The sequence below is a fragment of the Bacillota bacterium genome (assembly GCA_013178125.1).
Classification (GTDB): Bacteria; Bacillota; SHA-98; order Ch115; family JABLXJ01; genus JABLXL01.
On record JABLXJ010000002.1, the window covers coordinates 181,013 to 204,275 of the forward strand.

The following is a 23,263-nucleotide window of genomic DNA, read 5'->3' on the forward strand; positions in this document are numbered from 1 at the left end:
GATGGGCTCAGGTTTGGGCTGTAACATAGAGATAATGTAACGAAAACGAGGTGGAGGGTGAGGCGGATATATGCCACTCAAGAGCAAGGATGTGCTTGGCCTGGAGGATCTCTCGGTCGAGGAGATCGAGCTTATCCTGCAGACAGCGGAGCCGTGCAAGCAGATATTCACGCGCGATATCAAGAAGCTGCCGACGCTCAGGGGCAAGACCATGGTCAACCTGTTTTACGAACCCAGCACGCGGACGCGGACGTCTTTTGAGCTTGCGGGGAAGTGGATGAGCGCGGATGTGACGAATATCGCAACGGCGTCAAGCAGCGTGGTCAAAGGGGAGAGCTTGAAGGATACGGCCAGGACCCTTGAGGCGCTCGGCGCCAATATAATAGTGATCCGCCACCAGATGGCCGGTGCTCCTCACGTGATAGCCAGGTGCGTCAAGGCATCCGTGATCAATGCCGGGGATGGAATGCACGAGCATCCGACCCAGGGGCTCCTGGACCTTTACACGATTCGGGAGCACAAGGGGCGCATCGCGGGGCTCAAGGTTGTCATAATCGGTGATATCTTGCACAGCCGCGTCGCCAAGTCCAACATCTGGGGGCTCACGAAACTCGGCGCCGAGGTTACGGTGTGCGGGCCGCCCACGCTCATCCCGCAGGGTATAGAGAGGATGGGCGTCAATGTGGAATACGACCTCGATGTGGCGCTCCGCGGTGCCGATGTCGTGAACATTCTCAGGATTCAGCTCGAACGCCAGAAGAAAGGCTTGTTCCCGACCATCCGCGAGTATTCCAGGCTTTACGGGGTAAATGCGAAGCGGCTCAGGGCCGCCAGGCCCGATATTCTCGTAATGCACCCCGGCCCCGCAAACCTCGGCGTGGAGATAACCGGGGATGTCGCGGAAGGTGTCCGTTCCGTTATTCATGAGCAGGTGACCAACGGGGTGGCCGTAAGGATGGCGCTCTTGTATCTTTTGTCAGGTGGAGGTGCCTCGGGTGAGATTGCTGGTTAAGGGTGGGAGGGTCATCGACCCGGAGGCCGGGCTCGATGAGGTCCTGGATATTCTGATTGAGAATGGAAAGATAGTATCAGTGGCCAGCGGCATCCCGGCCAAGGGTATCCCGGCCAGGGTCGGGGCCGGAGCAGGAGCTGGGACTGGGACTGGGGCTGGGGGAGGGGCAGGGATCGAGACGGTCGATGAGGTCGTTGATGCCTCGGGAATGATTGTGACGCCGGGCCTTGTGGACATGCATGTGCACCTGCGCGAGCCGGGCAGGGAGGACGAGGAGACCATCGAGACGGGGACTGCTGCAGCGGCTGCAGGTGGGTTCACGTCGATCGCCTGCATGCCAAACACAACCCCTCCGCTGGATACAGGCGCCTTCGTGGAGGCGGTCCGGATGCGGGCAGCGCGTGCCGGCCTGGTGAACGTCTTCCCTGTTGGAGCCATAACCAAGGGGCTGGCCGGGGAGGAGCTAGCTGAGATCGGGGAGCTTCGCGATGCGGGCGTCGTCGGACTCTCTGATGATGGCAGGAGCGTGATGAATGCCGAGGTCATGCGCCGGGCGATGGAATACGCGCAGATGTTCGACCTTCCCGTCATCCCGCATTGCGAGGACACCAACCTCACCGCGGGCGGCGTGATGAACGAGGGTTACATGTCGACGGTGCTCGGCCTCAAGGGGATGAGCCCCGCAGCTGAGGAGGCGATGGTTGCCCGGGATATCATCCTGGCGGAGCTCACCGGCGCTCGCCTGCACATCACCCATGTGAGCACGGCCGGCTCCGTGCGGCTTATAAGGGATGCCAAGCGGCGCGGCGTGCGGGTGACGGCCGATGCGACTCCTCACCACTTCACGCTGACGGATGAGGCGGTGCGGACCTATGACACCAATACCAAGATGAACCCACCGCTGAGGACCCGGGAGGATGTGGAAGCCATCAGGATGGGCCTCGCCGACGGCACGATCGATGCCATCGCAAGCGACCACGCGCCGCATACTTTTGAGGAGAAGGATGTAGAGTATGATAATGCGCCTTTCGGCATAATCGGCCTCGAGACCTCGCTCCCATTGGCCCTGACGGAGCTTGTCGGAGGGGGCTACCTTCCCCTCGGGGAACTCATAAGGAGGATGTCGTCCAACCCGGCGCGAATCCTCGGCCTGGGAGACAAGAAGGCGGGGATCGTTGCCGGCGCCGACGCTGACCTGACGGTAATAGATGTGAAGAGGGAATTCACAGTCGATATCAACGAATTCCGGTCGCTCTCGCGGAATTCGCCCTTCGGCGGGCGGAGGCTGAAGGGACAAGCCTTCGCCACGATCGTGGGAGGCCGGGTGGTGTTCAAACGATGGGTAGCGGTATAGGGGAAGGCATTGAAAGCAAGCCGGTGCAGGTTACGGCGCGGGTCATCTCGAACGTGGAGATTGCACCGTCTGTCTTCCGGATGTCCCTTGATGCGGCCGGGATTGCCCGGTCCGCCCTGCCTGGGCAGTTCGTGCATGTGGCATGCCATGGCCCATTGAGCCTGGACCCGCTTTTAAGAAGGCCGTTCAGCATCTGCGGGGTTGACAGGCAGGGTGGGGCCATCGACATCATCTACCAGGTGGTTGGCCGCGGCACGGAGCTGCTCTCGCGAATCGCCGTGGGGGTGGGGGGCTCGGGCCGGCAGGCAGCCGTCGACATCCTCGGGCCGCTCGGCCGCGGGTTCGGCATCCCCAGGGACGCGCTGCCCGCCAATCTGCCGGGCCGGCCAGACACATCGGAGGCACGATACGGGCCAGGTGCGCCAGGCGCGCCGTGTGCGTGTGCTGTTAGTCCTGTGCTTCTCGTGGGCGGAGGGCTCGGCGTTGCGCCCCTCATCTTCCTTGCGCAGGCCCTCGCCGGGCAGGGGATACAAGCAGATGTTATAGTGGGAGCCAGGTCGCGCGACCTGATTCTGGGCGTTGAGGAATTCGCGCAGCTTGGATGCGATGTGGAGCTCGCCACCGAGGACGGGTCGGCGGGGGCCCGGGGTCTCGTTACGGAGCTGGTCGAGCGGCGGCTTGGTCTTGGTGCGCTGGCTGATGGGCGCGCTGGTGCGCACACTGATGGGCGCGTCGATGGAGGGCATGTTGATGGGCGTGGGGCTCCGGCCGTGCGCTACGCTGCCGTCTTTGCGTGCGGGCCGGCGGCCATGCTCGAGGCGGTAGCCCGCCTGGCGATGGAGCGGGGCGTCCCGTGCCAGGTGTCCCTGGAGGAGCGAATGGCCTGCGGGGTGGGCGCGTGTCTCGGCTGCGTTGTGAAGACCAGGGCAGGGTACAGGCGCGTATGCGCCGACGGGCCCGTGTTTGATGCTGTGGATGTCTTCTTTTTATCTGCCTCCCCCGCGGGGTGATCTGTTAAGTAACAGCCTGATGCCCATGCCATATACAGGTGGCGCGATACCTGAAACGCGCCCCATCCCATAATGCGGTAAAGATTTATGGGGGGTGTTTGAGCTGGCGGAGCCGGATCCGGATGTACGTAGAGATGTAGATGTGTGCAGGGGTATATACATGGATGAGGATGAAGGTAATGGTGGGGATGCGGATGTCAGGGTGAAAGAAGGGTTGCAAAAACAGGATCCAGAGCCTGACTTGCGTGTCGCAATTGGGTCGATTCAGCTCAAGAATCCCGTGATGGTTGCATCCGGGACCTTCGGCTTCGGTGAGGAATACAGCAGGTTTTACAACCTTGAAGAGCTCGGGGCCATAGTTGTCAAGGGCCTCACCCTCAGGCCGCGCGAGGGCAACCCTTCGCCTCGAATAGTGGAAACCCCCGCCGGGATGCTGAACTCCATCGGGCTCCAGAACCCGGGCGTGGACGCGTTTATTGAGCGGGAACTCCCCCGGCTCAGGGGGTACAGGGTCCCGGTGATTGCCAATATATCAGGAGATGCCTTCGAGGATTATTTCGAGATCGCGGAGCGCCTCGATGGCGTCCCGGGCGTGGCGGGCCTGGAGGTGAATGTATCCTGCCCCAATGTGGCGAAAGGCGGCCTCGCCTTCGGCCTGGATCCCGACTCGGTCTACAAGGTCACGCGGGGTATCCGCAAGAGGGTTAAGACAACGGTCATCGTGAAACTCTCACCTAATGTTCAGGATATCGTCGCGATCGCCAGGGCGGCGGAGCAGGGCGGCGCGGATGCCGTTTCGCTCATCAATACCCTGACGGGCATGGTCATCGACGTGCAGCGTGCGCGGCCGGCCCTTGCGAATATCTTCGGCGGCCTGTCGGGGCCATGTGTGAGGCCGGTGGCCGTGCGGATGACATGGCAGGTGGCGCGGGAGGTCGGGGTTCCCGTGATAGGCATGGGCGGCATCATCACAGGCCGCGACGCCCTGGAATTCATCATGGCCGGCGCGTCGGCCGTGGCGGTGGGCACGGGCAGCTTCGTGCAGCCGCGGGCGGCGCTCGAGGTCGTGGAGGGCATCCGTTCATACATGGTGGAGAGGGGCTACGCTTCGGTTGAGGCCCTGCGCGGCCTTGCCTGGAATGTTCATGGCGTGGCGCCGGCGAGCCCGAACGATAAGGGCGAGCCCGCACGATAGCCTGGAGGTTTGGAGTAGTTTTGGGGGGGTAGGTTTTACGGGGGTACCTATCATCAGCAGTGAAAGCGGGTGCATTTATGGGTGCATCTATGAAAACATCTAATATGCTCAATATTAAAGGGAACAATAAGGGGAAACCCGCGCCCCCGGGCGAGGCTGGCCGCAGGGTGATCGTTGCGCTTGATGTCTCCTCTGTGAACGAGGCCATCGCCCTGGTGGACAGGCTCTTGGAATTCACAGATTCATTCAAGGTCGGGATGGAGCTTTTCTATGCAGCAGGCCCCGCAGTGATAGATAAGATCAGGCAGAGGGGAGGGAGGGTTTTCCTGGATCTGAAGCTCCACGACATCCCGAACACGGTCGGCGCAGCTGCCGCAAGTCTCTCGAGGCTCGGGGTATGGATGTTCAATGTCCATGCATCGGGGGGGCTCGATATGATGAAACGAGCGGCCCAGTCAGTATCGGGGGCGGTGTCGGAGGCGGCCCTCGGGCCTGTTGTGGGCCTCGGCATGGAGAGGCCGAGGGTGCTCGCGGTCACGGTGCTCACGAGCATCGACGATAGGAGCCTCAGGGGCGAGCTCGGGGTCGCGCGCTCGGCCGCCGAGCAGGTGGTGGTGCTCGCCGGGCTCGCGAAGGAGGCCGGGCTTGATGGGGTTGTCGCCTCCCCGAGGGAGGCGCAGGCGATACGTGAGGCCTGCGGGCCTGAATTCATCATAGTCACCCCGGGTGTAAGGCCGGCCTGGGCCGAGGCGGGCGATCAGAGGCGCGTCGCTTCGCCGGCCGAGGCGTTCAGGGCGGGGGCCGATTACATCGTGGTCGGACGGCCGGTAACGCAGGCACCAGACCCGGCGGGTGCCATGAAGCGCATCATAGAGGAGGTTTCCGGCATCATAGACGCCGGGGAATAGGTGCAGGCTTATCGGGGGGGAGTAGGCACATCAAGCCGGGGAACCAGTCCGTGAGGTAGAGACAGACTTAGGATAATGTAGATGGTTTAGGCAGATAACCAGAACAGGCCTATGGGAAGGAACAGGAGGCTGTTTTGCGATAATGGATGGAAGCGAGCTTCTAAGGATATTGAAGGAGACCGGAGCCTATTTGAATGGTCATTTCCTGCTTACGTCAGGGCTGCACAGCGACGCATATGTGGAGAAGTTCAGGGTCCTGGAGAGGCCGGAGTACACGGAGGCGGCCTGCCGGGAGCTGGCGGGGCGGTTTGGCGACCAGGGCGTCGCGGTTGTCGTCGGGCCCACCATGGGCGGCGTAATCCTCGCCTACGAGGTGGCGCGGGCCCTCGGGGCGAGGGCCATCTTCGTGGAGCGCGAGGGCTCAGGACGGACCCTCAGGCGCGGCTTCTCGATCGCGAAAGGGGAACGGACCCTTGTGGTGGAGGATGTTGTGACCACCGGTGGCTCTGTTCGCGAGGTTATCCAGGTCGTGCAGGATGCCGGCGGCGATCTGGTCGGCGTGGGCCTGCTTATTGATAGGAGCGCTGGGGGGGCCGATTTCGGCGTGCGGACCGAGAGCCTGTTGAGGTTGCCGCTGGTGACCTACCGGCCGGAGGAGTGCCCGCTGTGCCGCGATGGCATCCCGCTGGTGCGTCCGGGGAGCGTGGTGAGGCAACATGAGAGCTAATTCATCGAATCCTCTGGTGGGAATAATAGCCGGCAGCGAGAGCGACGCCCCGGTCATGAAGGCCGCAATGGATGTGCTTGAGCAATTCGGCATCCCCTATGAGTTTACCATAGCATCGGCGCACCGGGCGCCGGCGCGCGTCCAGGAATACGCAAGCAGCGCGGCGGGCAGGGGCCTCGAGGTCATCATTGCAGGCGCAGGCATGGCGGCTCACCTTCCCGGCGTTATCGCCTCCTGGACCGTGCTCCCCGTCATCGGCGTCCCGGTCAAGGGCGGCGCCCTCGGTGGCGTGGACGCCCTCTACTCCATGGTTCAGATGCCGGGCGGGGTCCCGGTCGCAACCGTGGCAATCGACGGGGCCAAGAACGCCGCCCTGCTCGCGTGCGAGATCCTGGGGGTCAAGTTCCCCGAAATCCGGGACCGGCTCATAAAATACCGGCAGGACCTCGAGAGACAGGTGGCGAGCGCCGCCGCCAGGGTCGCGCAGGGCGAACTATCTACGGAATAGGCAGCGGGGCCAGGGAAGGGTCGGGCATGCCGAATATTTATGAGGTTTTGATGAGAAACGTTCGGAAATAGCTTGACAAGATGTCAATCTAGCGTTAGAATTTGGATGGAATACGGTGAAAACCGAATATTCCAGGCCGGGAGATTTCAAACCTTCGGTGGCGCCTCGTAGCCTTCCCTGCCTCCCCCACATTCAGCGGAGCCTCCGGGCGCCACCTCTTATAATGCTTCCCCCACATGCTTTGTTCGTAATGGAGGTAAGTAAGTCTGCGAGCGAATTGACCCCTGAGCTCGCAGACTACCTGCTCACCTCCACCAGTGCGGCGCCAGTCGGTGATAAGCTATTCAGAGGAGGGACGCCAGGTGATTCCGCGATACACCTACCCTGAGATGGCAAGGATCTGGAGCGACGAAAACCGCTTTTCCAAATGGCTCGAGATAGAGCTTGCCGCATGCGAGGCCTGGGCCAACCTCGGCCGGATACCTCCGGACGCGCTTGAGAAAATCAAGAAAAACGCGCGCTTTGACGTCAAAAGGATCGAAGAAATCGAGGAGGTCACGAACCACGACGTCATAGCCTTCTTGACCTGCGTCGCGGAGAATGTCGGGGAGGAGTCCAGGTTTATTCATATGGGCATGACATCGTCGGACGTTGTAGATACGGCGATGTCTCTGCTTATGCTGGATGCGCTGGATATCATCATCGGTGATGTCAAGGTCCTCATAGACGTGATGGTCGAGCGCGCCAGGGAACACAGGCACACGGTCATGATCGGGAGGACCCACGGCGTCCATGCAGAGCCGGTGACCCTCGGCCTCAAGTTCGCCTTGTGGGTTTCGGAGATGCGACGCAATCTCGCGCGCATAGAGCAGGCGAGGAAGACGATAGCGTTCGGCAAGATCTCGGGAGCTGTCGGGACCTATGCCAACGTCGACCCCTATGTCGAGGAATATGTCTGTAAGAAGCTCGGGCTCGCGCGCGCTGACATCTCGACCCAGATACTGCAGCGAGACCGGCACGCCGAGCTCCTCACCACCCTGGCCATCACGGCGGGCTCCATTGAAAAATTCGCAACCGAGATCAGGAGCCTCCAGCGGACAGAGATATTCGAGCTCCAGGAGCCATTCAAGAAGGGGCAAAAGGGCTCCTCTGCGATGCCCCACAAGCGCAACCCCATAATGTGCGAGCGGATGGTCGGGCTCGCCCGCGTGATCCGCGGGAATGCCATGGTTGCCCTGGAGGATATAGCGCTCTGGCACGAGCGGGACATCACACATTCATCCGCCGAGAGGATCATCATCCCTGACAGCACCATTCTCATGGACTATATGCTCAGGAAGTTCACAGGCATCGTAAAGGGCCTCGTCGTCCGGCCCGAGCGGATGAGGGAAAACCTGGAGCGCACGGGAGGCCTCATCTTTTCAGAGCTTGTGCTGCTTGCCCTGGTCGACAAGGGCCTGACGCGGGAGGACGCCTACGCTATAGTGCAGTCGAACGCGGCGAAGGCCTGGGACGAGGGGCTCAACTTCAAGGAGCTCGTCGCGGGCGACCCCAGGGTGCGCGAACGGCTCACGGCGCAGGAGATCGAGGCATGTTTCGACCCGTCGCACCATCTCAAGCATGTGGATGAAATATTGGATCGACTGAGCATCTAAGACCCACCCCACCCCGTGGTGATGCAGACCCCGCGGGCCCCTGCAAATGCCCATTCCAGGGGCATTCGCGATGTGATGGTGTAATGATGTAATAAGGTGAATCAGAAGGAGAGGGTATCATGGAGAAGAGGGAGCGGCTTTACGAGGGTAAGGCGAAGATAGCGTTTGCAACGGACGACCCGGGGCTGGTGATATTCGAATTCAAGGATGCCGCAACGGCCTTCGATGGTAAGAAGAAGGGCACGATACTGGGCAAGGGCGCGGTGAACGCCAGGATATCGGCCGTGCTCTTCAAATATTTGGAGGAAAGGGGCATACCCACCCACTTCAAGGAGCTCTTGAGCCCCGTGGATATGCTCGCCCTGAAGGTGGAGATCATCCCGGTCGAGGTCGTGATGCGCAATATCGTGGCGGGCAGCCTCTCCAAGCGGCTGGGCATAGAGGAGGGGCGGTCGCTGGATGAGCCTGTGCTCGAGTTCTATTACAAGTCCGATGAGCTCGGGGACCCCATGATCAACCAGTATCATGTGAGGGCCATGAAGCTGGCGAGCGACGATGAACTCCTGCGCATCGTCGAGCTCTCGTTTGCCATAGACCGTCATCTCAAGGGCTTTTTTGCGGCGAGGAAGCTTGAGCTGGTTGATTTCAAGCTCGAATTCGGGCGGCGCGGGGGCGATGTATACCTTGCCGACGAGATATCGCCGGACACATGCAGGCTCTGGGACATGTCAACCCGTGAGAAGCTGGATAAGGACAGGTTCCGCAGGGACCTCGGAGGGGTAGAGGATGCCTACCAGGAGGTTCTAAGGCGGGTGGAAGGGCCGGGAGAGCAAAGCTAAGTGTGAGTTCGAAGATTATCGCCACTTTTCCAGGGGTTGCCGGTGTTGCGCTCCGGGGACGGCGCGCTTGCGGCGCGCCTCCGTTGAAATTTGGCGCGAGGGCCTTGCCAAATTTCAAAGGCACCGTCGCGCAAACACCGGCAACCCCTAAGACATCCTGGTAAACTAGCACAAATTAAAGAACCTGCGCTTAGACATATTGTAGGTGTAGGTATATTGCAAGTGCTATATCGGGGGGTATAGGGATATGTTGTGGAAAGCCAGGGTCCGCGTGACTTTGAAAAAGGGGATTCTCGACCCGCAGGGCAAGGTGCTGGAAGGCTCCCTGGACAGGCTCGGCTACAAGGAAGTCAGGGAGGTCCGCGTTGGGAAGTATATGGAGATCGCGCTCGAGGCGGAGGACGCCCCCGGGGCGCGCGTCAGGGTCGAGGAGATGTGCCGGCGGCTTCTTGCAAACCCGGTTATCGAGAATTTCGCCGTTGATGTTGATGCGGAGCCGGGCGGTGCGGCGACGACGGCCCAGGCGAAATCTCAGGCGGCGCAGGACGGCGGGGCAGGGGCCGGTGCTGCAGGTACAGGTACTGGTACGGGTGCGGGGGTGGGGCGATGAGGACTATGAGCGGGGTGAACGCCGTGAAAATGAGGGTAGGGGTTGTGATATTCCCCGGCTCGAACTGCGACCACGACTGCCACCATGCGGCGCAGGTCATGGGCATGGATGCCGAATATATCTGGCATGCAACCCGCGATATCTCGGGCTTCGACTGCATAATTCTGCCGGGCGGTTTCTCCTACGGGGATTACCTCCGCGCGGGCGCGGTTGCCCGCTTTTCGCCTATCATGGAGGCCGTGACGAGGTTTGCCGAGCGGGGAGGGCTCGTGCTCGGGATATGCAATGGCTTTCAGATCCTCCTGGAGGCGGGGCTCCTGCCCGGCGCCATGATGCGAAACCGCAACCTCAAGTTCATATGCAAGACCATCCACCTTCGCGTTGAAAACGCCGGGACCCCGTTCACGGGGGCGTGCGCGCCCGGACAGGTGCTGGCCGTGCCCATAGCCCACGGCGAGGGGAATTACTATATCGACCCCGAGGGGCTCCGCGAGCTCAACGCCAACAAGCAGGTGGTCTTCAGATACTGCGATCCCCATGGCGCGGTCACGGACGAGGCCAACCCCAACGGGTCGTGCGATAATATAGCTGGGATCATAAACCGCGAGGGAAATGTCCTGGGCATGATGCCCCACCCCGAGCGGTGCGTCGAGCGGGTTTTGGGCGGGGAGGATGGTCGCTTTGTCTTCGCATCGCTTCTCAGACGCTGGTCGAGAGGGGGCGGCTACGATGCAGGATGCGCCCTGGCGTGAAATGGGCTTGAAAGATTATGAGTACGAGAGAATTGTAGAGATCATGGGCAGGGAGCCAACCTACACCGAGCTCGGGATGTTCAGCGCGATGTGGTCGGAGCACTGCGGTTACAAGCATTCGAAATCCACGCTGAAGCTGTTTCCGACGAAGGGGGAGAGGGTCCTTCAGGGGCCCGGGGAAAACGCCGGCATCGTGGATATAGGGGGCGGCATGGCCCTAGTGATGAAGATGGAGAGCCATAACCACCCGTCGGCCATTGAACCCTACCAGGGGGCTGCGACGGGGATCGGCGGGATACTGCGCGATATATTCACCATGGGGGCGCGGCCGGTGGCCCTCCTGGATTCCTTGAGGTTTGGGGATTTGAGCAATGACAAGGTGAAGTATCTTTTCGACGGCGTTGTGGCGGGCATAGCGGGCTACGGCAATTGTATCGGCGTCCCGACCGTGGCGGGGGAGGTATACTTCGAGGAGCCTTACACGCGAAACCCGCTCGTCAACGTCATGTGCGTGGGGATCATGAAGACGAGCGAGATCGCCAGGGGCGTCGCCGCGGGCGTCGGGAATGCCGTTATGGTTATAGGCTCGAAGACGGGGCGCGATGGCATTCACGGTGCTACCTTCGCCTCGGTCGAGCTGGACGAGAGATCGGAGGAGCGCCGGCCGGCGGTCCAGGTGGGGGATCCATTTACGGAGAAGCTCCTGGTCGAGGCGTGCCTCGAGATCATCAGGGGCGGCTACGTTGTCGGCATCCAGGATATGGGCGCAGCCGGGCTCACGAGCTCCACGGTGGAGATGGCGGCCCGGGCGGGCACGGGGATGGAGATAGAGCTCTCCCTGGTCCCCAGGCGTGAGGAGGGGATGACCCCTTACGAGATAATGCTCTCGGAATCCCAGGAGCGCATGGTTGCGGTCGTGGAGCCGGATAAGGTCGATAAGGTGCGCGAGATATTCGCCAAGTGGGGCCTGGATGCTGTGGTCGTCGGCCATGTGACCGGCGACGGGCTCATGCGGGTCAAGGAGAACGGCAAGGTGGTCGCGGAGATCCCGGCAAAGGTCCTGGCCGAGGCGCCCGTCTACAACCCCGAGGCGAGAAGGCCGGCCCGGATCGACGAGATGCATGCCTTCGACCCGGCCACGCTCCCCGAGCCGCAAGATTACAACGAGGTCTTGATGAGGCTCATGTCATCCCCGAGCATCGCCAGTAAGGAATGGGTCTACGAGCAGTACGATCACATGGTGAGGACGAATACGGCGATCGTGCCGGGCGCGGCTGATGCGGCCGTGTTGCGCGTGAAGGAGCTGGGGACGCCGGGCCACGAGGTCGGGATCGCCCTGACCGTTGACTGCCAGGGTCGATACTGCTACCTCGATCCCTACCAAGGGGCTGCAATCGCCGTAGCGGAGGCTGGCCGCAACCTGGCCTGCGTTGGCGCGGAGCCACTCGCCATCACCGATTGCCTTAATTTTGGGAACCCCGAGAAGCCCGAGATGTTCTGGGAGTTCCAGGAAAGCGTGAAGGGCATGGCCGATGCCTGCCGCAAGCTGGGCATCCCAGTTATTAGCGGGAATGTAAGTTTCTATAATGAGGCGGAGGGCGTGGCGATCTACCCAACGCCGGTGGTGGGCATGGCCGGCCTCCTACCGGATGTTGCTCTGAGGATCACACAGGGTTTTAAGAGGGAGGGCGACCTCATCGTGCTGCTGGGCGCGACCGGCGCGGACATGGGCGGGAGCGATTATCTCGAGGTGATTCACGGGGTCGTTGCAGGCAGCCCACCCAGGCTCGACCTGGAGGCCGAGAGGCGCGTCCAGGCCTGCTGCCGCGATGCGGTGCGGCGCGGCCTGTTGAGCTCGGCGCACGACTGCGCTGAGGGAGGGCTCGCGGTGGCTCTGGCCGAGAGCTGTATCTCCGGCAATGTTGGGGCGCACATTGCCATTGTCCATGGCGGCTCCAGCACCAGTGATCATGGTGCTGACGGCCGCGATGCTGGTCACTGCGACGCTGGCGGCTGCGACGTTGCTACTGGTGCCCGCGATATTGAATGCTGCGGCAGCTGGAGCTCCGGTATGAGACCTGATTTCTTGCTCTTCAGCGAGAGCCAGGGCAGGATAGTCGTGTCCCTGCCCGAGGAGAATCGTAAGGAGCTGGAGGAACTGGCCAGCCGCCATGGGATCCCGTTTGAGGTTATCGGCAGGGTCGGCGGGGCCAGGCTGGTGATGCGGGTAGTCGAGGATGCCGATTCGGGTCCGGTTGGACCCGGCCAGCGCCGGTGGAGGCGCCTCGTAGATCTTGATCTGCATGATCTGGATCGCGCGTGGAGGACCAGTATAGCAAGGCATATGAGTGATGGCGAATCTGCTGAAGCAGCAGCTGAAATAGCGGCAAGGTAAGCGGCAAGAAGGCAAGGTAAGACGGTGCAGAGCAGTTATGAGGCACTGTAACTAGACATCGTGATGAGGTAGTACGATGAGGCGTTGCGAGGAGACGTTGATGATATGGCTGCGTATGTGAGTTGCGAGGGGCCAGGCTGCGGGGGTGCAAGTTGCAAGGGAGCGGGAGCGGTGGGTTGCGCAGCGAGGTGCGCAGGAGGCCGCCCGGATAAGCCCAGGGAGGAGTGCGGCGTCTTCGGGGTATATGGGAAGAGCCCCGGCATCGATGCCGCGGGCCTCACTTACCTGGGATTATATGCATTGCAGCACAGGGGGCAGGAGAGCGCGGGGATGGCGACATCCGATGGAGAGGCGCTCATTCTCCACAAGGAGATGGGGCTTGTAGCGAAGGTCTTCCCCGATGAGGTACTGGATGGCCTCAAGGGCCATATCTCCGTTGGGCACGTCCGGTATTCAACGACAGGCTCGAGCCGCGTGGAAAACGCCCAGCCGCTTCTCGGACGGTGCAAGTACGGCGCGGTCGCCATCGCCCACAACGGGAATCTCGTGAACACGCTGGAGCTTTTCAAGGAGCTCGAGGCGCAGGGGAGCGTCTTCCAGTCCACCCTTGACACGGAGGTCGTCCTGCACCTCGTGGCGCGGTCAGAGGCTCAGGATGTCGAGGATGCCGTCAGGATAGCCGCAGGCCGGCTCCAGGGCGCCTATTCCATAGTTGTGCTGGCGGGCGACAAGCTCATGGCCCTGCGGGACCCCCATGCCATTCGCCCGCTTTGTCTCGGAGAGTCGCGGGATGCCTACTTTATTTCCTCCGAGACGTGCGGCCTCGATACCGTCGGGGCTCGTCTCATACGCCACGTCGGGCCTGGGGAGATGGTGACGATCGACCGGGGCGGGGTCCGGTTTTCCCAGGCCGTGCCCGCCCGGAGGCGGGCGGCGTGCGTCTTTGAGTTTATTTATTTCGCCCGGCCGGATAGCGAGATAGATGGGGTGGGTGTGCATACCGCCCGCAAGCGCATGGGGCAGGCCCTTGCCCGCGAGTTCCCTGTGGATGCGGATATGGTTATAGCGGCGCCGGATTCGGGCATCTCGGCGGCGATCGGGTTTGCCGAGGCATCGGGCATCCCCTATGATACGGGGCTGACGAAAAACCGGTATGTTGGCAGGACGTTCATCCAGCCAAGCCAGACCATGCGGGAGCTCGGGGTCAGGATAAAGCTGAACCCCATCGCGGACCTGGTGGCAGGCAAGCGCGTGGTCATGATAGACGATTCCATAGTCCGCGGCACCACCAGCGTCAAGACTATTGAGATGTTGAGGTCCGCCGGGGCTAAGAAGGTTCACATGTATGTCGCTTCGCCGCCGGTCCGCTACCCCTGCTACTACGGGATAGATACGTCGGCCCGCGGCGAGCTGATAGCCTCCAATCACACAATTGACGAGATCAGGGAGCACCTGCGGGCTGACAGCCTCTGTTACCTGAGCCTCGAGGGGCTTATCGGGGCGATGGGGCCGCTCGAGGGCTCATTGTGCCTTGCATGCCTCGATGGCGAGTACCCGGTTGAATTGCCGGGTGGTGGGGCCGCGCAAAAGCATGTGCTGGAGTTGAGGGCATGAGGATAAAGGGCAGGGATAGAGGGGTGATCAGAATTTGGAATTGAGGCGTAAAGGGCAAGGGCAGGAAGGGAAAGGGGAGTCTTTGAGCTACAAGGCGGCGGGGGTGGACATCGAGGCGGGCTATGAGGTGGTGCGCCGCATCAAGGGACTGGCGCGATCCACATTCAGGCCCGAGGTCGTCGGAGATATAGGTGGGTTCGGCGGTGGATTCGCGCTCAAGGTATCGGGCTCGGGCGCCATGCGAAATCCCGTGCTTGTCTCGGGGACCGACGGCGTCGGGACGAAGCTCAAGATCGCCTTTATGATGAATAAGCATGATACCGTCGGCGTGGATGTTGTGGCCTACTGCGTGAACGATATAATCTGCCATGGGGCGGAGCCGCTGTTTTTCCTGGATTATTTCGCCTGCGGGAAGTTGGATCCTGCGCAGGCCGAGGATGTGGTGAAAGGGGTTGCGGATGGCTGCCGCCAGGCGGGGTGTGCGCTCATCGGCGGGGAGACTGCCGAGATGCCCGGGTTTTACCCTGAGGGCGAGTACGACCTGGCGGGCTTTGCTGTAGGCGTGGTCGAACGTAATGAGCTGATAGACGGGTCGAAGGTCGCGCCCGGCGATGCGATTATAGGCATAGCATCGAGCGGCCTGCAGAGCAGCGGGTTTTCCCTCACGCGGAAGGTCCTCTTTGACGTGGCGGGCTACAGCGTCTTCGACGAGGTGCCCGAGCTGGGAACGATCGACGGGCGCGCCAAAACCCTGGGCGAGGAGCTCCTCACGCCGACCCTGGTATATGCCAGGCCGGTCCTGCAGCTCAGGCGGGACTTCGAGCTCCGCGGGATCGCTAACATAAGCGGCGGCGGGCTTCCCGAAAACCTGCCGAGGGCGATGGCCGAGGGGACCCGCGCCAGGATAGAGTGGGGCACCTGGCCCGTCCATCCCATATTCGACCTGATCCAGAGGACGGGCAACATCTCGGGCGACGAGATGATCAGGACCTACAACCTCGGGATTGGCATAGCAGTGATAGTGGACTCTGAATCCGCGGACGGGGTCGTGGAGGCCCTCGCTCGCATGGGGCACGCGGCGTACATCATAGGCAGGGTCGAGGAGGGGCCCAAGGGCGTGGAGATAGTGAATTTGGATTAGCCCTCTGATGGTGTTTTGATGATAGAGCTCTAATTAATGAAGCTTTGATCAATGAAGCTTAGATGATAACGCTCTGATGAAGCTTTGGGACATAGAGGTGGGGAACGTGCGACGCTTGAGGCTCGGGGTGCTGGTTTCGGGCCGGGGGACCAATCTGCAGTCGATTATTGACGCCATTGAGAGGGGCGATCTCGCGGCCGATATCGCCATCGTGATCAGCAACAGGAAGGACGCGCTCGCCCTAAGGCGGGCCAGGGATCATGGCATCGAGGCCATCTACATGAGCCCGCGGCATTACCCGTCGCGCGAGGCGTATGACGACGCGCTAAAGGCCGAGCTCGAGGGGAGAAATGTCGGCCTGGTCGTGCTTGCCGGCTATATGCTCGTGTTGTCGCCCGGGTTCGTCAGGCATTTCTACGGGAGGCTGGTGAATATCCACCCGGCCCTCCTGCCGTCCTTCCCGGGCACGCACGCGCAGGCCCAGGCCCTCGCGCGCGGGGTCAAGATATCAGGCTGCACCGTTCATTTTGTAGATGAGGGCGTGGATACGGGGCCGATCATCCTCCAGGCTGCGGTGCCGGTCCTCGAGGACGACACCGAGGAGATACTTTCCGCCAGGATTCTCGAACAGGAGCATATACTATACCCGCGCGCGATCCAGCTTTTTGCGGAGGGGCGGCTCGTGATCGAGGGCGGGCGGGTCAGGATTCTGCCGGGACCGGTGTCGGGGAATGGCTCCGGCATTGCTGAGTTTGGGTTATAAGCTAGATAATAAGGGACGGGGAGTGAAGTGCAAATGGGAGATTCAAAGGCCATCGCGGGTAATTTTATTGATGATGTCATCAAGGTCAGGAGGGCCCTTGTAAGCGTATCGGACAAGACGGGCATTATTGATTTCGCCAAGGGGCTCGCAGGGCTCGGGTGCGAGATCATCTCGACGGGCGGGACATTTAAAGCCCTGCGGGACGCCGGCGTGCCCGCCATTCGTGTGGATGAGGTGACGGGGTTCCCCGAGGTGCTGGACGGCCGGGTGAAGACCTTGCATCCTGCGATTCACGCCGGCATACTGGCCATCAGGGGCAAGGCCGAGCATGAGGAGCAACTCGCAAAGCTCGATATCAAGCCGATAGACCTGGTTGTCGTAAACCTTTATCCCTTTGAGGCGACGGTCGCGAAGCCCGGGGTCTCCCTGGAGGACGCGATCGAGAACATCGATATCGGCGGGCCGACCATGATCAGGTCCGCGGCAAAGAATTCGGATGGTGTGGCGGTCATCACAAGCCCGGCGCGCTACGGCCAGGTCCTCGATGAGCTGCGGGCGACCGGCGGGATCTCCAGGAAGACTCGGATGCAGCTCGCCCTCGAGGCGTTCCTCCACACGGCGAAATACGATAGCGCCATATACGACTTCCTGAGAAAGCGCCCAGAAATCGCGGGCGCCGCCGCGGCGGGGTTCCCGGAGGTCATGACCCTGACATACCGCAAAGCGCAGGACCTCCGCTACGGCGAGAACCCCCACCAGGGGGCCGCGTTTTACGTAGAGCCCAAAATCGCCGTCCCCTGCATATCCAATGCCAGGCAGCTCTGGGGCAAGGAGCTTTCCTTCAATAACATCAACGACGCAAACGCCTGCCTGGAGATCCTCGCGGAGTTTGATGAGCCGGCCGCTGTCGCCGTAAAACATGCGAACCCATGCGGTGTGGGCTGTGGCTCCAGCATCCTGGAGGCCTACCGCAAGGCCTATGAGAGCGATCCAGTATCCATATTCGGAGGCATCGTCGCGGTGAACCGGCCGATGGATGAGGCGACGGCCAGGGAGTTGAGCTCGATCTTCCTTGAGATTGTGATGGCGCCGTCATTTGACCAGGCTAGCCTCTCCATCCTGACTCAAAAGAAGAACCTCAGGGTGCTCGAGATAGGGGATATCAGCGCGAGCAGGTCGTATAAGGGCTACGATCTGAAGAAGGTGGTGGGCGGCCTGCTGGTGCAGGACCGGGACGTTGAGGACTTCAAGCTCGAGGACGCTAAGGTCGTTACGCGCCGCCAGCCCACCGAGGCCGAGTGGAAGGACATGCTCTTTGGCTGGAAGGTCGTGAAACACGTGAAGTCCAACGCCATAGTGCTGGCCAGGGACGGGGCTACGATAGGCGTCGGGGCCGGCCAGATGAACAGGGTCGGTGCCGCGAGGATAGCCATTGAGCAGGCGGGCGAGAAGGCATATGGCTCGGTCCTTGCATCGGATGCCTTCTTCCCCATGCGGGATACCGTGGACGCAGCGGGCAAGGCGGGCGTAACCGCCATAATCCAGCCCGGTGGGTCAATCAAGGATGAGGATTCTATCGAGGCTGCAAATGAATATGGCATCGCGATGGTATTTACGGGCGTGCGGCATTTTCGCCACTAATATCTACTGGCCGGACCCTGTTATCCTGTTATGATAGGTTTGGCGTTGGGCCCGGCTCAATTCTGGCCGGATAGCGGGATATTTGGTTTGGAGGGACAGGCAATGAAGGTCCTTGTTGTCGGCGGGGGCGGGCGCGAGCACGCCCTCGTCTGGAAGATAGCTCAAAGCCCAACGGTGGATAAGGTATACTGCGCGCCGGGAAACCCCGGCATAGCTGAGCTTGCAGAGTGCGTAACGCCGGGTGACTCGGTGGGCGCGCTCGCCGACTTCGCCTGCGAACACGATATTGATCTCACCGTCGTAGGCCCCGAGGCCCCGCTCGTGGCCGGAATTGTGGACGAGTTCAAACATAGGGGCCTTGCAGTCTTCGGTCCCACCAGAGCGGCCGCGATGCTGGAGTCGAGCAAGGCGTTTGCAAAGGATTTTATGGCTCGCCACGACATACCTACCGCTGAGCACAGGACGTTTAACAGGCTCGATGACGCCCTTCGCTTCATAGACGCCTTTGCCGGGTTTGAGGCCGGGCGCCCCCTGGTTGTGAAGGCCGATGGACTCGCGGCCGGCAAGGGCGTGATTATCGCTGAGAATAGGAAGGATGCTGAGGCCGCGGCGCGGTCCATCATGGCTGAGCGGGCCTTCGGCGCGGCGGGTGACAGGGTTGTGATCGAGGAATTCCTAGAGGGCGAGGAGGTTACGGTTCTGGCCTTTAGTGACGGCGCGACGGTGGTTCCTATGGTCTCGTCCCAGGACCACAAACGCCTCATGGATGGGGATGCCGGACCCAATACAGGTGGGATGGGCGCATACGCGCCAGTCCCTGCAGTTAGCGAACCGCTCCGGGAGAGGGTGCTCCGCGAGATCCTGGCGCCGGCCGTCCGGGGCATGGCGGAGGAAGGGACTCCATATGCAGGGGTGCTCTACGCCGGCCTGATCCTGACGGTGGACGGCCCAAAGGTTCTCGAATTCAACGCCAGGTTCGGCGACCCCGAGGCCCAGGTGGTTCTCCCGCTCCTCGAGACCGATCTCATATCGATAATCGAGGCCGTGCTCGCAGGGCGACTCGCATCCTCCGATATCAGGTGGCGCAAGGGGGCGGCAGCTTGCGTGGTCCTCGTTTCGGGCGGTTATCCAGGGCGCTACGAAACGGGCAAGGAGATTAGGGGCCTTGAACAGCTCGAGGGCCTTGAGGGCGTCGTGGCATTTCACGCCAGCACGAAGCTCGCAGGGGGCAGGCTCGTCACGGCAGGCGGCAGGGTCCTCGACATCACTGCACTGGGCGACTGCGTGGGTGACGCAGTGGCGCGCGCCTATGAGGCATGCGAGAGGGTTGGGTTTGAGGGCGCCTATTACCGCAGGGATATCGGCTGGCGCGCAGGCGCGCACCGGGACCGGATAGCAGGCCGGAAAAAGTTTTAAAAAACCCCCTACGATTGTATACCTACACTTGTAGGGTTGTCTCGCCTTGTGGTAAAATGGTTCACAAGGCGAAAGAGGTGGCAGCGGTGGAAACATCAGAGACTCTGGAAACGATAAAAGCAGCAAGGACAGCGACGGGAACGATGGAGAGGATTCTGGCAGGGGATACTGCAAATTACATAGGCAGGGATGTGGTGCTCGAGGGCTGGGTTCATAATGTCAGGTCGCTGGGCGGCCTTTCATTTTTGATCCTGCGGGATAGGACCGGGATTGTACAGTGTGTTGGCGATGCCTGCGGGTGCGCGGATGAGATAGACGGGCTCCCGACTGAGTCGGTTGTGAGGGTTCGCGGCAAGGTCCGCGCCGATGGCCGGGCCCCGGGCGGGGTCGAGGTCGAAGTAGCCGGGGTTGAGGTTATAAACCCCGCCATCGAGAATATACCTTTCGAGATAAACAAGAACGGGATCAATGCCGGCCTCGACGTCCAGCTCGATAACAGGGTGATCAGCCTGCGCCACGCGACCTCCCAGGCGATATTCCGCGTGGCGGCCGAGATCGTGCGCATCTTCAGGGAATACCTCGGGAGCCAGGGATTCATCGAGGTTTTCACCCCCAAGATCGTGGCGTCCGGCACCGAGGGAGGGTCGGCCCTCTTCCCCGTCGATTATTTCGGCAGGAGGGCATTTCTGGCCCAGAGCCCCCAATTTTACAAGCAGATGGCTGTGGGGGCCGGTTTCGAGCGTGTATTCGAGGTGGGGCACGCCTACCGGGCCGAGGAGCACAACACCTCGCGCCATCTCAACGAGTACGTCAGCCTCGACCTGGAGATGGGCTTCATCAAAGACGAGGGCGATGTGATGGATGTGGAGGAGGGGTTCATAAGGTCCCTCCTATCCGAGTTGGAGCGGACGCGCAAGGCCGATTTCGATGCCTGCGGGGCGAAGATCCCCGTGCTTCCGCCGGGGGCGTGCATACCGCGCCTGCGCTTCAGCGAGGTCGTGGCGATACTCAGGGATGAACACGGCCTTGATCTCTCGCGCCGGAGCGACCTCGACCCGGAGAGCGAGCGCCTCATATGCGACTATTGCGCTGAGAGACTGGGATCGGAGTTTGTTTTCGTTACGCATTTCCCGCGGAGCGCACGGCCCATGTACGCCATGCCGGATAGGGATGACCCGAAGCTGAGCCGGAGCTTTGACCTCCTTTTCAGGGGGCTCGAGGTGACCACCGGCGGGCAGCGGATACACAAGCATGACATGCTGGTGGAGAGCATCAAGGCCCGGGGCCTCGATCCCGCGACGTTTGAGCACTATCTCAAGGCATTCACCCACGGCATGCCGCCCCACGGAGGGCTTGCGATCGGGCTCGAACGCATTACAGCGAGGCTCATGGGCCTCGGCAATGTGAGGGAGGCATCCCTCTTCCCGCGCGACAGGGACCGGCTCACCCCGTAGCATAGTCCTCTAAGTGCTAGCCGTCCTAGCCGTTATCATGATCGGGCGCGGAGGGCATGAGGCGCGGTGGGACCGCGAGCGTCTGCTGCCTTTCGTATATCACCATGCCCGGTTTCGCGCCCCTGGGCTTCCGGACGTAGCGGCGCCGTGTGTAGTCGATATCCACGTTTGTGCTCTGCCTCCCCTTGCTAAAATACGCCGCGAGCCCGGCCGCGTCGAGGAGCGCTCTCTCTGATACATTCCCCTTATCATCGGCGCGGATTATGACGTGCGCGCCCGGTATGCCCTTTGCATGGAGCCAGATATCATCCGGGGCTGCCTGCCTCATCGTCAGGAAGTCGTTTTCGCGATTATTGCGCCCCACGAGTATCTCGTAGCCGTCCTCGGACTTGAACCGCATGGGGCGGGGCCTGTTTGCGGCCGCCACGGGGCCCGCCCGGCGGCTCCGGTTGCGGGCCCGCACGTCCCGGGCATGCCCGTCCTGCCGGGCGCGCCGTCCGTCCTGAACCCCATCCGGCAGGCCTTCCGCATAGCCTGAGGCAATGAGCTCTTCCCTGATTTCATCGACCGCATCCAGCGATTGCGCCTGCTCAAGGGTCAGCGCCACCTGTTCCAGGTATTCGATGTCGCTCTTAGTCCTGTCCCTTTGCTCCCTTGTCACCTCGAGGCTCCTCTTGGCCTTGGCGTACTTCGCGAAATATGCCTGAGCATTCTCGCTCGGCGCCAGCGCCGGGTCGAGCTCTATCTTTACGGGTTTGAGCTCCGGGTCGAAGTAGTTTATGACCCGGGCTTCTGTATCTCCCTTCTTCAAAACCCCCATATTCGCCTTGATGAGCTCCCCCATGAGCTTGTAGCTCTCGGCGTTCTCGGCATCGCACAGGGCCTCCTCTTGGCGGTCGAGCTTCCGCCGGGCCCGGGAGAGGTTGCCTTCGATCACCCTCACCAGGCGGCTCTTTGCCTCGGCCAGGGAGATCTGTATGTCCCGGGGGGTGTAGACGTAGTCGAGCATCTCCGAGATGCTTGCGAATTCCCTCGCTACAGCTTCGGCAGGGGGGCCAGCGGCTTCGTCGCCGGGATTTGGGCGCTGGATGAGGGGGAAGGGCGCAAATGCCAGGATCCTCCCGGTCCCTGAGTCCTCCACGACCGTAGGCCGTGTGAATCGCCCCTCCTTTATAATCTCCGCCATATCTGAAAGCGACGCAGCGAGTCGCCCGGCGATGCGCTCGACCGCCCCGGCCCCGGTGCCGGCCCTGGTGCCAGCATCCGGGGCCTCGGCATCTGGGGCCGCTGCGACCGCTGCGCGGACTGGCGCATCAGGATCAAGCCCGGCGCGCTCGACGATCTCCCGCGCGAGCGTGGGCCCGAAGCCTATGAAGGTATTCATCACCCACCTGCTGACGGAAACCCCGGCGGTTTCGGTGGAGAAGGATTCCTCCACGAGGCGTGCAAGGGATTCCCGTGTCTCGCCGAGAAGGTCCCTCTTGTCCCCGGCAGGCGGCGGGGAGTAGGGGCGGCCCGGGAGGACCTCCCGGTACCGGCTCATCGCCCTGGTGACGTGTTTTATAGAATCCATTATGGTCGTGCCATCGCCGTTCAGGAGGATGATGTTGCTGTGTTTACCCATTATCTCGACCACGAGGGTCCGGGTCCTGGCCCTGGTAGCGGGTCCGCCCGCGGCCCTGAGCTGGTCGTCTCCGTGGCTATCGCCATCATAGTCGTTATAGTTATTATCGCTGTAGTAATCCGGATAGTAATCCGGCTCGCGGACCGATATCCTGAGTATCCTGTCGAGGCCCACCTGCTCGACACGGTCTATCCTCCCGTCGACGAGGTGTTTCCGGAGGAGCATGCAGAACGCGGGAGGGCTTTCGGGGTTCTCCTTCGCGACGCCTGTTATGTGGATGCGGGGTGTCTCAGCCGCAGCGGAGATGAGAAGACGCAACGCCTCACCGGCCTGTCTCGCGATGATTACGATTTCATGCCGTGATGGCTGGTATATCCTGTCGATCCTGGCCCCGGTGAGTCTCGCCGATAGCTCCTGGCGCACAGCCCTCATCATGACGCCGTCAAATGCCATGATAGCTCACCCCGCCCTTTTTTGTTCTCGTTTGATGTAGTTTATGTAGCATTCACTGCTTCTCCTGTCCTCGGGATGTTCCTTCCATGCTCCATTATATCCTATCCCATCTTTGAAAGACAATTGAAAGACAACTCAAGGGCATTTTTGATGGTGCCGGGGAATATCAATGTATATATGGTAGATGTGACA

19 protein-coding genes are annotated in these 23,263 nt (G+C 61.5%); 18 read left to right on the forward strand and 1 reads right to left on the reverse strand.

Going from position 1 to position 23,263, the window contains the following annotated elements; translation table 11 throughout:
- Positions 1-70 precede the first annotated feature (70 nt).
- The 18 genes from HPY71_03115 (at position 71) to aspS (ending at position 20,994) form a co-directional block, all read left to right on the forward strand.
- On the forward strand, positions 71-1,012 hold the full coding sequence (locus HPY71_03115; protein ID NPV52495.1) for an aspartate carbamoyltransferase catalytic subunit: 942 nt from the start codon (positions 71-73) through the stop codon (positions 1,010-1,012).
- Complete coding sequence (locus HPY71_03120; GenBank protein ID NPV52496.1) at positions 996-2,366, forward strand: dihydroorotase; 1,371 nt, start codon at positions 996-998, stop codon at positions 2,364-2,366. The genes HPY71_03115 and HPY71_03120 overlap by 17 nt, the downstream gene beginning before the upstream one ends.
- 23 nt (positions 2,367-2,389) lie before the next feature.
- On the forward strand, positions 2,390-3,376 hold the full coding sequence (locus HPY71_03125) for a dihydroorotate dehydrogenase electron transfer subunit (protein ID NPV52497.1): 987 nt from the start codon (positions 2,390-2,392) through the stop codon (positions 3,374-3,376).
- Between the two features lie 160 nt (positions 3,377-3,536).
- The gene (locus HPY71_03130) at positions 3,537-4,571 is read left to right on the forward strand and encodes a dihydroorotate dehydrogenase (GenBank protein NPV52498.1); all 1,035 of its coding nucleotides are present in this window, start codon (positions 3,537-3,539) and stop codon (positions 4,569-4,571) included.
- A gap of 104 nt (positions 4,572-4,675) precedes the next feature.
- Positions 4,676-5,479, forward strand: a complete 804-nt coding sequence (pyrF, locus tag HPY71_03135) for an orotidine-5'-phosphate decarboxylase (GenBank protein NPV52499.1) — start codon at positions 4,676-4,678, stop codon at positions 5,477-5,479.
- Positions 5,480-5,618: 139 nt separating this feature from the next.
- Complete coding sequence (locus tag HPY71_03140) at positions 5,619-6,206, forward strand: orotate phosphoribosyltransferase (protein NPV52500.1); 588 nt, start codon at positions 5,619-5,621, stop codon at positions 6,204-6,206.
- Complete coding sequence (gene purE / locus HPY71_03145; GenBank protein NPV52501.1) at positions 6,196-6,714, forward strand: 5-(carboxyamino)imidazole ribonucleotide mutase; 519 nt, start codon at positions 6,196-6,198, stop codon at positions 6,712-6,714. Before HPY71_03140 ends, purE begins: the two co-directional genes overlap by 11 nt.
- A gap of 362 nt (positions 6,715-7,076) precedes the next feature.
- The gene (locus HPY71_03150; GenBank protein NPV52502.1) at positions 7,077-8,369 is read left to right on the forward strand and encodes an adenylosuccinate lyase; all 1,293 of its coding nucleotides are present in this window, start codon (positions 7,077-7,079) and stop codon (positions 8,367-8,369) included.
- A 119-nt stretch (positions 8,370-8,488) separates the two neighbouring features.
- Positions 8,489-9,208, forward strand: a complete 720-nt coding sequence (locus tag HPY71_03155) for a phosphoribosylaminoimidazolesuccinocarboxamide synthase (GenBank protein ID NPV52503.1) — start codon at positions 8,489-8,491, stop codon at positions 9,206-9,208.
- A 250-nt stretch (positions 9,209-9,458) separates the two neighbouring features.
- On the forward strand, positions 9,459-9,818 hold the full coding sequence (purS, locus tag HPY71_03160; GenBank protein ID NPV52504.1) for a phosphoribosylformylglycinamidine synthase subunit PurS: 360 nt from the start codon (positions 9,459-9,461) through the stop codon (positions 9,816-9,818).
- Between the two features lie 29 nt (positions 9,819-9,847).
- Positions 9,848-10,570 carry a phosphoribosylformylglycinamidine synthase subunit PurQ gene (gene purQ, locus HPY71_03165; protein ID NPV52505.1) on the forward strand — a complete coding sequence of 241 codons (723 nt, stop codon included), beginning with the start codon at positions 9,848-9,850 and terminating at the stop codon, positions 10,568-10,570.
- Positions 10,548-12,965: a phosphoribosylformylglycinamidine synthase subunit PurL gene (purL, locus tag HPY71_03170; GenBank protein NPV52506.1), complete on the forward strand. Its 2,418-nt coding sequence runs from the start codon at positions 10,548-10,550 to the stop codon at positions 12,963-12,965. Before purQ ends, purL begins: the two co-directional genes overlap by 23 nt.
- 105 nt (positions 12,966-13,070) lie before the next feature.
- A complete protein-coding gene (locus HPY71_03175) occupies positions 13,071-14,579 on the forward strand; it encodes an amidophosphoribosyltransferase (GenBank protein NPV52507.1) in 1,509 nt (502 codons plus the stop codon).
- A gap of 40 nt (positions 14,580-14,619) precedes the next feature.
- Positions 14,620-15,720 carry a phosphoribosylformylglycinamidine cyclo-ligase gene (locus tag HPY71_03180; GenBank protein ID NPV52508.1) on the forward strand — a complete coding sequence of 367 codons (1,101 nt, stop codon included), beginning with the start codon at positions 14,620-14,622 and terminating at the stop codon, positions 15,718-15,720.
- A gap of 106 nt (positions 15,721-15,826) precedes the next feature.
- Complete coding sequence (locus tag HPY71_03185; protein NPV52509.1) at positions 15,827-16,483, forward strand: phosphoribosylglycinamide formyltransferase; 657 nt, start codon at positions 15,827-15,829, stop codon at positions 16,481-16,483.
- A gap of 78 nt (positions 16,484-16,561) precedes the next feature.
- Complete coding sequence (purH, locus tag HPY71_03190; GenBank protein NPV52510.1) at positions 16,562-18,124, forward strand: bifunctional phosphoribosylaminoimidazolecarboxamide formyltransferase/IMP cyclohydrolase; 1,563 nt, start codon at positions 16,562-16,564, stop codon at positions 18,122-18,124.
- A gap of 102 nt (positions 18,125-18,226) precedes the next feature.
- Positions 18,227-19,540, forward strand: coding sequence for a phosphoribosylamine--glycine ligase (purD, locus tag HPY71_03195; protein ID NPV52511.1), 1,314 nt, complete (start codon positions 18,227-18,229; stop codon positions 19,538-19,540).
- Positions 19,541-19,683: 143 nt separating this feature from the next.
- Positions 19,684-20,994, forward strand: a complete 1,311-nt coding sequence (gene aspS, locus HPY71_03200; GenBank protein ID NPV52512.1) for an aspartate--tRNA(Asn) ligase — start codon at positions 19,684-19,686, stop codon at positions 20,992-20,994.
- A gap of 25 nt (positions 20,995-21,019) precedes the next feature.
- Here aspS and HPY71_03205 read toward each other — a convergent pair whose 3' ends face one another.
- Positions 21,020-23,071 (reverse strand): fibronectin/fibrinogen-binding protein, encoded by a 2,052-nt coding sequence (locus HPY71_03205; GenBank protein ID NPV52513.1) that lies wholly within the window; start codon positions 23,069-23,071, stop codon positions 21,020-21,022.
- Positions 23,072-23,263: the final 192 nt, after the last annotated feature.